Annotated in this window: 10 protein-coding genes; 4 read left to right on the forward strand and 6 right to left on the reverse strand. The window is 73.0% G+C overall.

Features of this window, described 5'->3' with window-relative positions:
- Nucleotides 1–136: 136 nt before the first annotated feature.
- Nucleotides 137–1,621, reverse strand: a complete 1,485-nt coding sequence (locus ACH4DX_RS23645; protein ID WP_398156562.1) for an LCP family protein — start codon at nt 1,619–1,621, stop codon at nt 137–139.
- A gap of 197 nt (nt 1,622–1,818) precedes the next feature.
- Here ACH4DX_RS23645 and ACH4DX_RS23650 point away from each other — a divergent pair, with 197 nt between their 5' ends.
- Nucleotides 1,819–2,850, forward strand: coding sequence for a glycosyltransferase family 2 protein (locus ACH4DX_RS23650; RefSeq protein WP_398124008.1), 1,032 nt, complete (start codon nt 1,819–1,821; stop codon nt 2,848–2,850).
- A 25-nt stretch (nt 2,851–2,875) separates the two neighbouring features.
- Here ACH4DX_RS23650 and ACH4DX_RS23655 read toward each other — a convergent pair whose 3' ends face one another.
- The 4 genes from ACH4DX_RS23655 to ACH4DX_RS23670 form a co-directional block, all read right to left on the reverse strand.
- Nucleotides 2,876–4,720, reverse strand: a complete 1,845-nt coding sequence (locus tag ACH4DX_RS23655; protein ID WP_398124007.1) for an LCP family protein — start codon at nt 4,718–4,720, stop codon at nt 2,876–2,878.
- Nucleotides 4,721–4,861: 141 nt separating this feature from the next.
- The gene (locus ACH4DX_RS23660) at nt 4,862–6,832 is read right to left on the reverse strand and encodes an LCP family protein (protein WP_398156563.1); all 1,971 of its coding nucleotides are present in this window, start codon (nt 6,830–6,832) and stop codon (nt 4,862–4,864) included.
- A gap of 307 nt (nt 6,833–7,139) precedes the next feature.
- Nucleotides 7,140–8,531, reverse strand: a complete 1,392-nt coding sequence (locus ACH4DX_RS23665) for an LCP family protein (RefSeq protein WP_398156564.1) — start codon at nt 8,529–8,531, stop codon at nt 7,140–7,142.
- 140 nt (nt 8,532–8,671) lie between these two features.
- On the reverse strand, nt 8,672–9,430 hold the full coding sequence (locus ACH4DX_RS23670) for a TIGR03089 family protein (RefSeq protein WP_398156565.1): 759 nt from the start codon (nt 9,428–9,430) through the stop codon (nt 8,672–8,674).
- Between the two features lie 148 nt (nt 9,431–9,578).
- Between ACH4DX_RS23670 and ACH4DX_RS23675 the strand changes: the two genes are divergently transcribed.
- The 3 genes from ACH4DX_RS23675 to ACH4DX_RS23685 all read left to right on the forward strand — a co-directional run bounded on the left by ACH4DX_RS23675 (nt 9,579) and on the right by ACH4DX_RS23685 (nt 14,081).
- The gene (locus ACH4DX_RS23675) at nt 9,579–11,072 is read left to right on the forward strand and encodes a peptidoglycan recognition protein (RefSeq protein ID WP_398156566.1); all 1,494 of its coding nucleotides are present in this window, start codon (nt 9,579–9,581) and stop codon (nt 11,070–11,072) included.
- A 95-nt stretch (nt 11,073–11,167) separates the two neighbouring features.
- Nucleotides 11,168–12,250: a sugar phosphate nucleotidyltransferase gene (locus tag ACH4DX_RS23680; protein WP_398124002.1), complete on the forward strand. Its 1,083-nt coding sequence runs from the start codon at nt 11,168–11,170 to the stop codon at nt 12,248–12,250.
- A gap of 823 nt (nt 12,251–13,073) precedes the next feature.
- Complete coding sequence (locus ACH4DX_RS23685; RefSeq protein ID WP_398124001.1) at nt 13,074–14,081, forward strand: DNA-3-methyladenine glycosylase family protein; 1,008 nt, start codon at nt 13,074–13,076, stop codon at nt 14,079–14,081.
- A gap of 97 nt (nt 14,082–14,178) precedes the next feature.
- On the opposite strand, the gene ACH4DX_RS23690 is transcribed toward ACH4DX_RS23685, so the two are convergent.
- Entirely contained in the window at nt 14,179–15,582 is a 1,404-nt protein-coding gene (locus ACH4DX_RS23690; RefSeq protein WP_398156567.1) for a coenzyme F420-0:L-glutamate ligase, read from the reverse strand.
- Nucleotides 15,583–15,746 lie beyond the last annotated feature (164 nt).

The following is a 15,746-nucleotide window of genomic DNA, read 5'->3' on the forward strand; positions in this document are numbered from 1 at the left end:
GGAACTGCGCGGCCAGCCGCGAACAAGCCGCAGACGCGTCTGCGCGGCCCTCGGCAGACGCGTCTGCGGCCTGTCGCGCGCTGAGCGCGCAGTTCCCCGCGCCCCCGACGGGGGCGCACCATCCCCCCGGACGAAGTCAGGGGCACGCCACCTGGTCCCCAGTAACCGCACCGAACTCGCCCTGGAAGGCGTCTTCGGCCCGCACCGACCGCACGGAGCGGAAATCCGTACCGGCGATGACCTTGAGGACCGGGCCGAGCCCGGGGACAGGGCGCATCGCGCAGCCGGGCAGCGCCGTCGCCAGGGACTTCGCCGAGCGGTCCCAGCGGGGGTCGAAGGCGACCACGGTGCGGGCGGCGGGCGGCACCCCGGGTGCGAGCCCGACCGGGCCCGGCGTCCCCGTCGTACGGAACCCGGCGGCGCGCAGCGCCCCGTCGACCCGCGTGCCGAGGTCCGGCGTCGCCGTACCGTTGTCCACCTGCACCCGGATCTGCTGCGGCGACACCGGCACGGCCACGGCCTTGCGCTTGGCGCGCTGCCCGGCGAGCGGCTTGTCGTCCCGCAGTGCCTGGAACAGCTTCCGGGACTTCGCGCCGTCCCACTTGAGGGTCGAGCCGAGCCCCGGCACCCGGTAGCTCATCGTGCCGATCGGCACGGTCGTGAACTCCGAGGACGACGGCGAGAAGTTCCGCATCGCCCGCCCGAGGGTGAGCATCTCCGTCGTCCCGAAGCCCTCGTCGGCCCGCACGGACTCCAGGAGGGTCCCGGCGACGTCACGGAACTTGACCGGATTCAGCAGTACGCCGCTGCTCGTCGTCTTCGCGATGAGCGCCGCGAGGAAGCGCTGCTGGCGCTGCACCCGGCCCAGGTCGGCGGCGGCGTCGACGTACCGCGAGCGCACGTACTGCAAGGCCTGGCCGCCGTTCAGCTCATGGGTGCCGACGGCCAGGTCGAGGCCGGTGTTGTGGTCCTTCAGGGGGCGGGAGGTGCAGATCTCGACACCGCCGAGCACGTCCACGGTCTTCATGAAGCTGGTGAAGTCGACCTCCAGATAGTGGTCGATCTTCACCTTCGTCATGTGCTCGACCGTGCGCACGGTCAGATTCGGGCCGCCCTCCGCGTACGCCGCGTTCAGCTTCACGGGGTGCGCCCTGTGGTGCTTGCGGGAGTTCCGGTCGACGTGCTCGGGCATCTCGGCGTAGCTGTCCCGGGGGAGGCTGACGACGCTCGCCCGGTCCCGGTCCTCCGAGATGTGCACGATCATGATCGTGTCCGTGCAGTGGCAGGGAGCCCCGCCGAGGCGGTACTTGTCGCGCTCCTCGCGGCTGATCTTCTCGCGGCCGTCGGTGCCCACGAGCAGGACGTTCATGCCGTTGCCCGGCTTGGGCCTGTTCTTCATGTCCTTGAAGGCGTCGACGCGGCCGATGCCCGTCTCCAGGCCGTTGACGACGGAGTGCCCGATGCCGGCGGCGGCGAGCACCCCCACGGACAGCGCCGTCACCGCCCGCGAGGCCCAGCGCGGCCGCCGCACCCGGACCACCCGCGCCACCGGCGGTCCCGGCGGCCGGGGCGGGCGCGCGGGACGCGGCGGTGCGGCGGGGTGGCGGGGCGGCGTGGGCACGTGCGAGGACACCTCCGCGGTCGTCGTCCTGGGCGGGGCACCCCAGAACCGTAGGTCCATACGATCTGCGCACCGGCGCAGGACCCGGACGGCGCGCGCCCATGTCCCCCGTTCGCGGTAACGTGACGCCCGGTGCTGCATTTCCCCGGGGGACAGCCCTGGACCCCCGGCCGAGCGATGAAAAGGACGCCGCACAGTTGAAGTCCGACGTGCATCCCCCCGCCGTATCCGTGATCATGCCGGTTCTGAACGAGGAGCGGCACCTGCGTGAAGCCGTGCACGCGATCCTCGGGCAGGAGTACGCGGGCGAGATGGAGGTCGTCGTCGCGCTCGGCCCCTCCACCGACCGCACGGACGAGATCGCTGCCGCGCTGGTCGCGGAGGACTCCCGGGTGCACACGGTGCCCAACCCCTCGGGCCGCACACCGGCTGCCCTGAACGCCGCGATCAAGGCCTCACGTCACCCGATCGTGGTACGCGTCGACGGCCACGCCGCACTCTCGCCGGGTTACATCACGACCGCGGTCCGCCTCCTCGAGGAGACCGGCGCGATGAACGTCGGCGGCATCATGCACGCCGAGGGCCAGAACGACTGGGAGCGCGCGGTCGCCGCCGCCATGACGTCGAAGATCGGCGTGGGCAACGCCGCCTTCCACACCGGCGGCGCCGCACAGCAGGCCGAGACGGTCTACCTGGGCGTGTTCCGGCGCGAGGCCCTCGAACAGCAGGGCGGGTACAACGAGGAGTTCATCCGAGCCCAGGACTGGGAGCTGAACTTCCGCATCAGGGAGGCCGGGGGCCTCATCTGGTTCTCGCCGGAGCTGAAGGTCTCCTACCGCCCGCGACCGAGCGTGAGGGCGCTCGCCAAGCAGTACAAGGACTACGGCCGCTGGCGCCACGTCGTGGCCCGCTACCACCAGGGCTCGATCAACCTGCGCTACCTCGCGCCGCCGGTCGCCGTCTGCACGATAGCCGCGGGCGTGGTCGTCGGCGCCCTGGTGACGCCGCTCGGCTTCGTCGTGCCCGGCGGCTATCTCGCCGCGATCGCCGCGGGCTCCGTCCCCGCGGGCAAGGGGCTGCCCCTGAAGGCGCGGCTGCGGATCCCGGTGGCGCTCGCGACGATGCACATGTCGTGGGGCTGGGGCTTCCTCACCAGCCCGCGCTCGCTGGCGAGGAAGGTCATCGCCTCGCGGCGCCCGGCGGTCATGGGTAAGACCCAGGAGGCCTGAACCCGGCCCCCTGGGTGCCGCCCGGCTACCAGGTGAAGTTCGGGTCCACCTTCATGCAGGCCTTGGACTCGGAGCCGTTCAGGGCGTCCGCGGACTCGGGCGTGCTGTCGTCCGCCTTCTTCGCCTTCTTCGGCTCGGCGCCCTCGCGCCAGTCGGAGCCGACGACGAGCGTGATGCCGGAGACGTCCGTGGACTTCTTCACCGCGCTCAGCGGAAGTCCGAGGGACTTGGCGACGCGCTGGGCGTCGCCCTCCAGCTCCAGGCTCGGATAGCGGATCACGGTCCTGGCCTCGGTCAGTGCCGACGCGGGGTCGGGGGCCGCCTTCGTGAAGCCCTTCTCGGCGAGCAGCTCGGCGACGGCGCTCGCGCGACGGCTGACCGGGGGCTCGGTGGCCGTGCGGGTGCCGTTGCGGACCTGGAGCGCGATCCGGTCGTCCGGCGCCGCCGGGTCGTCCGACAGCTTCTCCTTCGCCGGCTTGCGCTCGTCCTTGCCGTCCAGGGCGATGTCGTCCCGTACGAGACGGAAGAGCTGCTCGGCGTCACCGGGCTTGGGCACCACCCGGGAACCGGAGTACTCGAACGGCATCGTCGTCATCGTGGTGCGCTCCGGTGACACCTTCTTCAGCTCGTTGCCGAGGCCGTAGAGCTTCATGACGGTGCCGAGGCCCGGGTCGACCTTCAGGGCGCGCGTCGCGTTCTCGGCGAGCTTGCGGAGCCGGTTGGGGCTGGTCAGACCGGTGTTCTCGCGGAGCGTGCGGACCAGCGAATTCATGTACATGTGCTGGGCCTTGGCGCGGGCTATGTCGCTGCCGTCCTCGAAGCCGTAGCGGGTGCGCAGCCACTGGAGGGCCTGCTCGCCCTTGATGTTCGTGGTGCCCTTCTCCAGCTTCAGGCCCGATCCCTTGCCCCCGCTGGTGCGCGAGTGGATGTTCCTGTCCACGCAGACGGGTACGCCGCCGATCGCGTCGGCCATCGACACCACACCGGAGAAGTCGACCATCATGAAGTGGTTGATGTGGATGTTGGTCAGCTTCTCCCAGGTGGCGACCGTGCAGCCGGGCCCCCCGCGGCCCAGGGACTCGTTCGTCATCATGCGCGGCCCGGTCTCCTTGTAGACCTTGCCGTCGTCCGGGTCCGTGCACTTGGGGATGGTCAGCAGGGTGTCGCGCGGCATGCTGATGACGGACATGTTGGTGCGGTCGGCCGAGAGGTGCAGGAGCATCTGTACGTCCGCGAGGGGCGGTCCGCCGAAGGTGTCCTTGGCGCCGCCGAGCTTCCGGTTCTCCTTGGAGTCGCGGGCGTCGGAGCCGATCAGGAGGATGTTCAGGGGCGTCTGACCCGCGGAGTTGGGGGTGGGCTCGGGCGCGCGGTGCTCCCCCAGGTTCAGGGCGTCCGTCTCCAGGTTGTCGTTCAGGTGCTGGTAGTAGAGGTATCCGGCGGCGGCCGTGCCGAGTATCAGGACCGAGAGGACCGTCGCCGACCAGCGCAGTATCCGCCGCTTGCGCCGCCGCGGTGGCCCGCCGTCACCCCCACCACCGTCCCCGCCCTTCCCCGGCGGCCCCGCCTTGCCCCCCTTGCCGACAGACCCCACGGCGCCGCCTGCACGAGGCTTGCCGGGTCTGCCGGGGGGTGCCCCGTCCCGGGCCTTGGCGGCACCTGCTGTCCCTTCCCGGGTCTTGGCGGCACCGGGTACCGTACCCCCGGCTTTGGCGGCAGCGGGTGCCGTACCGCCTGCTTTGGCGGCAGCGGGTGCCTTGCCGCCTGCTTTGGCGGCACCGGCAGCCCCACCCCCGGCCTTGGCGGCACCGGCTGCCCCACCGCCGGTCCTCGCGGCGGGCGCCCCCTCCCCGCGGACACTGCTCTGCCCCATCCCTGTCCCCTCCCCGCCCTGCTTGCCAAGTGCGGTCGCCCCGCGGTGACGTGCGGCGCACTGCCGCCGCCCCGCGTGGCGGCGGTCACCGGCCCGCCGCCACGCGGGGCGTCATATGAGACGTGAAACAACTGTCTCAGGTCACTTGGCGCACACGGATTTGTCGGCCTCGACCTTCTGGATGCCGTCCGGCGCCTTCGACGGAGCGGTGATGGGCACCCCCGCGCCCTTGAAGTCCGCACCAAGGGTCAGCACCATCGCGGGCAGCCCCTGGTCGTTCTTCTCGCTCTTGCCCTGCTTCAGCGCGGCCCCGGGCAGCCCCATGAGTTCGGCGAGCCGCCGGGCCTGGTCGGCCTGGTCGGCACCGTACTCCAGAGACGTCTTGCCCAGGTTCTGCGGCGCATTCCCCTGCTGGCTGGACTTCGTCACGCCTTCATTGTTCTGCAACCAGCTGAGAGTCGCCTGAGCGGCGCCCGTCTTGCCGCTGCCGTTGTAGATGTCGACGCGTACGTCGGCGGGGTCGGACTTGGGACCCTTGAGCCGGGCCGCCACCGCGGCCTTCTCCTTCTTCTCCTTCTTCTTCACCTCGGTCAGCGACACGTCCTCGCGCATCATCGAGAACAGCTCGTCGGCCTGCGGCTGCTTCGGGACGACCGTGACGGGCGTCTTCTCGGCGGGGTTGTCGACCACGGGCATGGTCGCGAAGGTCAGGTTCTTCATGTCGAGCTTGCCGAGCTCCATGCCGAGGTCACGGAGTTTCATTATGTCGCCGATCTTGGAGTCGACGGTGAGCGCCTTCGTGCCCGCCTCCGCCAGACTTATCATCTTCTTCGGGCTGGTCAGCGTGCCCCCGGACTTGAGCTTGCGCATCAGCGAGCTGAGGAACTGCTGCTGGAGCTCGATCCGGCTCAGGTCGCCGCCGTTGCCGACGGTGTGCCGGGTGCGCACGAACGCGAGCGCGTCCTCGCCCTCGATCGTGTGCTTGCCCTTGGGCAGCTTCAGATGCGACTTGGGGTCGTCGATGTCCTTGGCGAGGCACACGTCCACGCCGTCGACCGCGCTGGACAGCGTCTTGACCGCGTTGAAGTCGGCCACCATGAAGTGGTCGAGCTTTATGCCGGTGATCTCGGTGACCGTACGCATCGTGCAGCTGGGCGTGCGGTCGTTCTGGCCGAGGCTCTCGTTGAAGCGGACGTTCTGCGAGCCCGGGATGACCTTGGTGGAGCCGTCGTCCTGCTTGGTGGGGCAGTCCGGGATGTCGGTGATCATGTCGCGCGGGATGCTCAGCGCGGTCGCGTTGGAGCGGTCCTCGGAGACGTGCAGCAAAAGCGTGGTGTCCGCGTGTCCGGCGCTGCCCTCGTCGCCGTAGCCCGCGTTGCCCTGGCCGCTGCGCTTGTCCGTACCGACCAGCAGGATGTTGATGGCGCGGTCCTTGCTGAACCCGCCGGTGCCCGCGCCGTCGTCGGACACGGACGTGATGTTGCCGTTGAGGTGCTGGTAGTACAGATAGCCGCCCACGGCCGCGGCGACGACCACGAACGCCATCGTGCCGCCCGTCCAGACGGCGACCCGCTTGCCGGTGGTCTTCTTCTTGGGGCGCTGCTTGCGCCGCCCGCCCGCCGTGGCCTCCGGCGGCGCGGCCCTCCGCCGGCGCTGCCCGGGCACCTGCTCCCGACCGCCGCCGTGCTCCCGGCCGCCGCTCTGCTCGCGACTGCCGCCACTCTGCTCGCGACCCCGGGTGCCGCCGCTCTGCTCGCGACCTCGGGTGCCACCGGCTTGCTCGCGACCCCGGGTGCCGCCGCTCTGCTCGCGACCTCGGGTGCCACCGGCCTGCTCACGGCCCCGGGTGCCACCACCCTGCTCACGGCCCCGCGTGCCGCCACCGCGCTCGCGCCCCTGCCCGGGGTCCGCCTCGCGACCGCGCCTGCCGCCCGGTCGCCCCGCGCCGTTCGCGCCGGGGCGGGACGCGGCACCGCCACGGGGGCCGGGTACCGCGGTCGGCGCCGACTGCCCCGCGGAGGGACTCAGTCGCAGTTCGTAGTCGCCGGTCTGCGGGTTGAGCACCCACTGGTCCGCGGGGTCGATGTCCTCAGCCCGCCCGTCACCCGCCACCGCCCTCTCACGGAAGTCGCTTCGCTCTCCCCTGTGGGGCCCACGGCCTTGCGCGTCCACGGTTGTTTGCGTCCTCCGTCAGGGCAACGCGGCGCCTTTCCCCCCTCAAGAAGGCGCTCGGTCAGTCGTACAGCGGTGTGCGGCCGGGTAGGCCGGAACACCGGATCGGCTCACACTATCCGCCCAGTTCAGCGTCCAACGACGCCGGTGACAAATTCCACTGCCCCTCCGGGGCCCTACAACTGGGCAATCCACCCAATTTCTTTGGGAAGCGGCCGAGAAGCGGCCTTCCCCGGAGATGCCCGTTCTACTTGCAGGAGGACCGGTCGGCCGTGTTCCCCCGGAATGTCGGGGCCGGGCTCGGCACGTGGGTGGGGTCGTCGGGCTTCTCGTCCGTGCCGTACCCCGAGTCCGCCCCCGAGCCGTCGCCGGATTCGCCGCCCCCGTCCGCGGCACCCGACTCCCCTTCTTCGTACGTGCCTTCGGAGCCGTCCCCGTACGGGTCGGCGGCCGCGGCCTCGCGGTGCGCCGCGGCGGCCGCGCGCACCACCTCGACCGGTTCGTCCCTGCGCAGCCGGGTGAACAGCGCGTCGGCGGCGGGTTCGACCAACTCGTCGCGATTCGCGTCATAGGTGTAGGAACGCCGCGGCACGGTGAGGAACTGCACCCGTTCTGTGGGGATGGTGCGCACCCCGCGCACCAGTTCGTACAGACCGCGCAGACTCGCGAGTCCGGGGTCCGTCGTCAGGGACGAGGTGGCCGCGTCGAGAACGGGATAGAGCTTCGCCGGATTCAGCAGGACATCATTGCTGCGCACCTTGTTGACGAGCGCGGCGAGGAACTCCTGCTGCCGGTCCATGCGGTCGGTGTCGCTGCCGTTGCCGAGCGACTTGCGGGCGCGGACGTAGCCGAGGGCCTGCTCGCCGTCGAGGGTCTGCGGCCCCGCGGGGAGCCGGACTTTGGCGGCGGCGTCCTCCATGGGCTCCTTCAGGCAGACCCGGACCCCGTCGACGGCGTCCACCATGCCCTTGAACCCGGCGAAGTCCACCACCATGTGGTGGTCGACGCGGATGTCGGTGAGCTTCTCCACCGTACGGATCGTGCAGGCCGTACCGCCGAATTCGAACGCCCAGTTGAACTGCGCGAATTGGGCACGGGTGCGGGAGCCGTCGGGGCGGCGGCAGCCGGGGATGTCCACCATCAGGTCGCGCGGCAGCGACACCGCGGTCGCGCTCTGCCGGTCGGCGGCCAGGTGCAGCAGGATCGTGGTGTCCGAGCGCTGGGTGCCGGGATCGCGGCCGTACTTGCGGTTGCCGGGGCCCGAGCGCGAGTCGGAGCCGATGAGCAGGATGTTCTGCGCGTCGTGCACCAGCGGTGTCGGCCGCTCCTTCTCGTAGCGGGCCAGCTCGGCGGCCGCGCCGGTGTCCTTGGTGATGTTCCCCTGGAGCTTGGTGTACGCGGCCCAGCCGAGGCCGCCCGCGGCGAGCACGAGCACGGCGGTCACCACCGCCGCGTACCGCAGCCAGCGCAGCCTGCGGCGACGCGCGCCGACCCCCGTGGGGCTCGCGCCCGCGCCCGGCGCGTACGCGGTGCCGCCCCGCGCGTCCGCGGACCCGTCCTGCGCGTCCGCGGCCGCGCAGGGCGTGTCCGAGGCCGGGCGGTCGCCCGGCTCGGACGGCGTGCGCGCGGTGTCGGTCACGTGGCGGTCCACCCCTCACGGCTGGTCGGGTCGGAGCACAGCTCGCTCTGCTCGCTCCTACGACCATGGACCGCCGCGCGCCGGGGGGCCTGCGGGCCAGGGGCTCCGCTGGGCCGAACGGGGGACGGCGGGCGAGAGCGCTAGCGGGCGGTCGCCGTGACCCGCTCGCTCTCCAGGCGCTTCTCCAGGCCGTCGTCGGCGAGGCGGTCCAGATGGCGGCACAGGACCACCGAACCGCCCGCGGCCAGCGGCGCGTACAGGCCCGCGCTCAGGCCGTCCCAGGTGTCGTACGGGCGCGCGGACAGGAGCCGGGAGCCGGGGGCGAGGCCGAGGTCGGCGGCGTCGGCGCGGGCCCGCTCCACCAGCTCGGCGCCGGTCAGCTCGAAGCCCGCGACAGCGAGCGCGGTGCCGTCCGGGTCCACGGGCGCGTACGGGGCGAACCGGTCGCCCTGGCCCGGCACCTCCACGGCGTAGTCGGCGAAGCCCTCCGGGGCCTGGGGGAAGCGGCCGCCGAGGGGGCGCAGGGCGAGGGCGACCCGCTCGCCGGAGCAGCCGCGCGCCGCTGCCAGGCTCTCGGGGTCGGGTCCGCTGACGACGAGGTCAACCGCCGCCGGGTCGCCGCCGACGTCCGCGACGACACCCACCGAGGAGCAGGCGAGCAGCCACACCGCGGTCTGCCAGTGCGCGGGCAGGAGCAGCGCGAGCCGGTCACCGGGCTCGGCGGAGAGATCGCCCTGGAGCAGGTTGGCGGTCTTGGCCACCCAATTGGCGAAGGTGGCCACGGACAATTCGACGCGCTCGCCGGTGGCGTCGTCGTAGTACGTGACGAGCGGGCGGCCCGGGTCCGCGGCGAGCGCGGATCGCAGCAGGTCGGCAGGGGTGCGGTCGTTGGCGTTCACGGCCGCAAGGGTACGCGGGCGGCGGCGTGCCGCCGCTGCGCGCTGCTCAGTTGGGCCCGCCGGTTCGGCCGCGGGGCGGCCGACGGGCCGTCAGCCGCGGGGCTTTCCCGATGGACAGTTATGTACCGGTATGCCAACTATCAGTCGTATGCGTGGATTCCTCTCTTCTTCGATCGGTGTCACCTGTGCCGCGGCGCTCGCCCTGCCCCTCGCCCTGACGCCGTCCGGTTCCGCGGCCGTCACCCGGCCCGCGGCCGACCCCCTGCCCGGCAGTACCCGGTCGCTGCCCCTGGAGCCGCTCGGCCGCGACCGGGCGGGCGGGGGCGGGGCCGCGCCGCCCGAACAGGGGCTCACCCGGCGCGCCGTCCAGCCGTTCTCCCTGGTGGGTGTCGTCTGGGACGACCCGGACGTCGAACTCCAGGGGCGTGTCCAGGTCCGTACCCGCGCCACCGGCACCACCGCCTGGTCCCCCTGGCAGGAGGTCGAGACCCACAACCACGAGCACGCGGCCGACCCCGGCACGGCCGAGCGCGACTCGGGCCGGGTCCGCGGCTCGACGGCACCGCTGTGGGTGGGGGACTCCGACGGTGTGGAGGTGCGGGTGCGCACGGACACCGGGCGCGCGCTGCCCTCGTACGGGGCGCACGCGCTGCCCGTGGACAAGAACGTCGACCTGCCCACCGGCCTGCGCCTGGAACTCGTCGACCCCGGTGAGGACCCGGCGCCGCCCGCCGACGCCCCGGCGGACGGCGTCCTGCTGAGCGCCGAGAGCACCGAGAGCACCGAGAGCACCGAGAGCACCGAGAGTGCCGAGAGCACCGAGAGTGCCGAGAGCGACACCGCGGCACAGGGCACCCCGGCGGAGGCCGTGGACGCCGCCGGTACGTCCCTGATGACCGCCGAGGCCGCGGCCGCGGCCGCGGTGAACGCCGACCTCGCCCCGATGGGCGCCGCGGTCATCCCCGCGCTCGACAAGGCCGCGACGGAGGCGTACCTGGCGGACACCTACGGCGCCGACGCCGCCCGGGCCAAGCCGTACATCGGCCCGCGCCCGCGCATCGTCACGCGTCGCGGCTGGGGCGCCGACGAGAGTCTGCGCGAGCGGGACTTCGCGTACACCAGGACCGTCAAGGCCGCTTTCATGCACCACAGCGCCACCGGCAACAACTACCGCTGCTCGCAGTCGCCCTCCGTCCTGCGCAGTATCTACCGCTACCACGTCAAGAGCAGCGGGTGGCGTGACTTCGGCTACAACTTCGCCGTCGACAAGTGCGGGAACATCTACGAAGGCCGTGCGGGGGGTGTGGCCAAGGCGGTCCTCGGCGCGCACACTCTCGGTTTCAACAGCGACAGCATGGGCATCGCCGTCATCGGATCGTTCACCACCGCCATCCCGCCCAAGGCCGCGGTGACCGCCGTGGCGAAGCTCACCGCGTGGAAGCTCGGCCTGTTCGGGGCCGATCCACGCGGCAAGACCTACTTGAAGTCGGGCGGCGGCAATCTGTACAAGAAGGGCAGCACCGTCAAACTCAATGTGATCTCCGGCCACCGAGACGGGTTCCGTACCGAGTGCCCCGGTCGCCGCCTGTACAAGAAGCTCGGAACAGCTCGGTCCGCTTCGGCCCGCTACCAGGGCCGCTGAGGTCGGCCGCCCCGCGCGGTCCGCTCATACGTCTGCATAAACTGGCCGGCCGGAACACCACCTCGGCCGGCCCCAGCAGGAAGCAGAGACGACAGGTGACAGAAGCGATCCTCCTGGTCGGCGGCAAGGGCACCCGGCTGCGGCCGCTCACGGTGAACACGCCCAAGCCGATGGTCCCGGCGGCAGGCGTCCCGTTCCTCACCCACCAGCTGGCCCGCGCGCGGGCGGCGGGAGTCGACCACATCGTCCTGGCCACCTCCTATCTGGCGGAGGTCTTCGAGCCCTACTTCGGCGACGGCTCGGCGCTCGGCCTGCACATCGAGTACGTCACGGAGGACGAGCCCCTCGGCACCGGCGGCGCCATCCGCAACGTCGCCCCGCGCCTGCGCTCGGGCCCCGAGGACCCGGTCCTGATCTTCAACGGCGACATCCTCACCGGCCTGGACATCCGCGCCCTGGTCGCCGAGCACGAGCGCGTCGACGCGGAGGTCTCCCTCCATCTGACGAAGGTGTCCGACCCCCGCGCGTACGGCCTGGTCCCCACCGACCCGACCGGCCGCGTCACCGCGTTCCTGGAGAAGCCCCAGACGCCCCAGGAGATCGTCACCGACCAGATCAACGCGGGCGCGTACGTGTTCCGCCGCTCGGTCATCGACACCATCCCCGCGGGTCGCCCCGTATCCGTGGAGCGCGAGACGTTCCCGGACCTCCTCGCCTCCGGCGCCCACCTCCAGGGCATGGTCGACTCGACCTACTGGCTGGACCTCGGCACCCCCCAGGCCTTCGTCCGCGGCTCCGCCGACCTGGTCCTCGGCCGCGCCCCGTCCCCCGCGGTCCCCGGTCGCTGCGGCGACCGCCTCGTCCTGCCCTCCGCCCACGTCGCGTCCGACGCCAAGCTCACCGGCGGCACGGTGGTCGGCGAGGACGCCGTGGTCGGCGAGGGCGCCCGCCTGGTGGGCAGCACGGTCCTGTCCGGCGCCGTCATCGAACCCGGCGCCGTCATCACCGACTCCCTCATCGGGGCCCGGGCCTCCGTGGGCGCCCGCTCGGTCCTCACCGACGCGGTGGTGGGCGACGGTGCGCGTGTCGGTGCGGACAACGAGTTGCGGGCGGGGGCGCGGGTGTGGTGCGAAGCCAGGCTGCCGGCGGGGGCAGTCCGCTTCTCCTCCGACCAGTAACCGGGTCACCGCCCTCCAGGACAGGCACCCTCTTTCCCCCACCCACCCGCCCTTCACACGCCCCGGGTGGGGTCCCCTGGGCGGCCTCACCCGGCGTGTACGCCGCAACGAATCACCGCTGCGCGGCGCTTTCCCCCACCCACCCGCCCTTTACGCCTGGGGGCGGGGTCCCCTTGGCGGGCTTGCCCGGCGTGCACGTCGCCACGATCTGCCGCTGCGCGGCGTCTTCCCCCGCCCGCCCTTCGCGCCCGGGGGCGGGGTCCCCTGGGCGGGCTTGCCCGGCGTGTATGCCGCAACGAATCGCCGCTGCGCGGCGTCTTCCCCCACCCGCCCGCCCTTTACGCCCGGGGGTGGGGTCTCCCGGGCGGGCTTGCCCGGCGTGTATGCCGCAACGAATCGCCGCTGCGCGGCGCTTTCCCCCACCCGCCCGCCCTTCGCGCCCGGGGGCGGGGTCTCTTTGGCGGGCTCGCCCGGCGGGCACGTCGCAACGAGCCGCCGCTGCGCGGCGTCTTCCCCGCCCGCCCTTCAGTTCAGCGCCCGCATCCGGGCCGAAGGCCCCTGTGCGGGCTCACCCGGGCGTGCACGCCGCCACCGAACCGGCGCCGCGCGGCGCCCTCCCCGCCCGCCCTTCACCTCCGCACCGGGGCCGCGAGGAGCCCGCCCTCAGCCCGTCCGGCGTTTGAGGACGAGGCGCGGAGCGCCGACAAGGGGCCGGGGCCCAGGGGGCGTAGCGCCCCTGGTTCGGGAAGGGGCGCCCGTGTACGGAGCGCTCCGGTGGATGCAGGGGGCGCCCCGCGCGGCAGCAACCCGTACCCTCGACGAGGTGTCCTCCCGTTTCGCCCCCCGCCCCACCCGCACCACCGTGCGCGGCGGCGGAACCACGACCCACCGAGGCACCCCCACCCCGCGCACCACCATCGGAACCCGCCGCACCTGGACCCCCCAGGCCCCGGTGGACCTGGGAATCACCCTCGGCCCCCTGCGAAGGGGCCCCGCGGACCCCACCTTCCGCACCACCCCCGACGGCTCGATCTGGCGAGCCACCCGTACCCCGGCGGGCCCCGCCACCCTCCGCGTCGCCCTGCGCGCGGGCACGGCGGAGGCGGAGGCCTGGGGAGCGGGCGCGGACTGGCTCCTCGACCGCCTCCCGCAGCTCCTCGGCGCCACCGACACACCGGAGGACTTCGCCCCCCGGCACCGCCTGGTCGCGCACACCTGGCGCCGCCGCAACGGCCTGCGCCTGACCCGTACGGGCCTGGTCATGGAATCCCTGATCCCGTCGATCCTGGAGCAGAAGGTCACCGCGGACGAGGCGTACCGGGCCTGGCGCCTGCTGGTCCGCAAGTACGGCGAACCCGCACCCGGACCGACCCCGCCGCAGGCCAGGATGCATGTGATGCCCGAGCCGCGCACGTGGTCCCTGATCCCGTCCTGGGAGTGGCACAAGGCGGGCGTGGACAACAAGCGCGCGTCGACGATCCTGCGGGCGGTCGGGGTGGCGGCGCGCCTGGAGGAGGCGGCGGCGATGGACCCGGTGGCGGCACGGGCCCGCCTGGAAGTGATCCCCGGCATCGGCCCCTGGACCTCCGCGGAGACGGTCCAGCGCAGCAACGGCGCCTGCGACGAGGTGACGGTCGGCGACCTCCACCTCCCCGGCATCGTCGGCTACGCCCTCGACGGCGACCGCACCGCGGACGACGCCCGCATGCTGGAACTCCTCGCCCCCTACGAGGGCCAGCGCCACCGGGCGGCCCGCCTGATCCTCCTCAGCGGCCAGGTCCCCCCGCGCCGCAAGCCGCGGATGCCGAGGACGGACATCGGCCTCCTGTGAGACGTCCGGGCCGCCCCCCGGCACCCTGCCAACCCGTACTGGCGAAAGCCTTCCCGCCCGCACCCGCTCCGCGGAGAGCCCCTCAGCCCGGCACCCCCTACCGCACCACCAAGAAGTCCTCCACCGCCCGCCCGGCCCGCGCCACCGGAGCGGTAGCCGGGTGTCCGACGGCCACGGCCCCCATCGGGTCCCACTCCGGCGGCAGCCCGAGAACGTCCCGCACCACATCCCGGCAGAACATCGTCGACGAGACCCACGCGGAACCGAGCCGCTCCCCGGCGAGGGCCACGAGGAAGTTCTGCACCCCGGCCCCGGCGGCGACGACGAACATCTCCCGCTCGGCGCCGTCCCGCCGCGTGTCCCCGTACGCATGGGAACCGTCCATGACGAGACAGGGCACGGCGAGGTAGGGCGCGTTCCGCAGGACGTCGCCGCGGCGCACCCGGCGGGCGATGGACTCCTCGGACTTGCCGTCCCGGCGCAGATCGGCGACCCACGCGTCCCGCATGGCGTCGAGCAGTTCGGTACGGGAGGCGGCGGACTCCAGGAGGACGAAGCGCCAGGGCGTGGTGTGGTGCGGCGCGGGCGCGGTGACGGCGGCGGCGACGGCACGCCGGACGGCGCCGGGGTCTACGGGCTCGTCGGTGAACTCGCGCACGGTCCGCCGCAGGGACAGCGCCTCACGCACCGCCTCGGAGGTGCCGAGCCGGAACATGTCGTCCCGGGCGTCACGCACGAGGGCACGCGCCCCCCGGTCCCCGGCGGCGTCGGCACCCGGACTGTCCGCGGTGCCCTCCGGGCTGGTGTAGGTGCCCACCAGGACATGGGGGAGCCCCCGCACCACGGCGACCGGCAGCCCCGCGGCCTTCCCCTTGACCAGGTCGCCGGCGGCGGCGAGCTCGTCGGCGGTGGCGACCACCGTGGCGCTGAGGGGATTGCCGTACGCGTCCTTGCCGCCACGCAGGTCGTCGAGGACGCGCACGCCCGCGGCACCGATGGCGACATCCGTGAGACCGGCCCGCCAGGGGCGGCCGAAGGTGTCGGTGACGAGCACGCCGACGTCCACGCCGAGCGCGTCCTTGAGTCCCTGCCGGACGGCGCGGGCGGACGCGTCGGGGTCCTCAGGCAGCAGCAGCACGGTCCCCGCGGGGGTGTTGGAGGCGTCGACGCCGGCTGCGGCCATGACGAGCCCCTGGCGGTTCTCGACGATGCGCAGGGAGCCGCGCCGGGCCACGACGCGCACGGTCTCCGCGTCGATCGCCGCCTCCCGGTCGGTCGCGGCGACGACGCGGCCCTCGGCCTTGCTGACGATCTTCGAGGTGACGAGCACGACATCGCCGTCGGCGAGCTCCGGCTCGGCCGCGGCGATCAACTTCGCGACATCGTCCCCGCCCCGCACCTCGGGGATCCCCCCGACCGCCCACACCCGAAACGCGCCAGCCGCCGGAGGCACCGCGGCATCGTGTGCGGAGGGTGCCGCGGTTTCCTGGGCGGAGGGCATTCCGGCTTCCCGGGCCGAGGGCGCTGCGGTGTCGTGTGCGGAGGGCACCGCAGCTTCCTGCACGGAAGACCCCCCGGCCCCCCGCCCCGAGGGCCCCACGGCATCGTGCGCCGAAGGCACCGCACCTTCCTGCACGGAAGACCCCCCGGCCGCCACCCCCTGTA

Origin of the sequence: Streptomyces sp. NPDC017940, assembly GCF_044328435.1 — a bacterium.
Classification (GTDB): domain Bacteria; phylum Actinomycetota; class Actinomycetes; order Streptomycetales; family Streptomycetaceae; genus Streptomyces.

Coding starts and splice junctions, on each gene's coding strand:
- ACH4DX_RS23655 (WP_398124007.1), bottom strand. CDS start 4,720: ATGGGGCAGAGCAGTGTCCGCGGGGAGGGGGCGCCCGCCGCGAGGACC.
- ACH4DX_RS23690 (WP_398156567.1), bottom strand. CDS start 15,582: ATGCCCTCCGCCCAGGAAACCGCGGCACCCTCCGCACACGATGCCGCG.
- ACH4DX_RS23675 (WP_398156566.1), top strand. CDS start 9,579: ATGCGTGGATTCCTCTCTTCTTCGATCGGTGTCACCTGTGCCGCGGCG.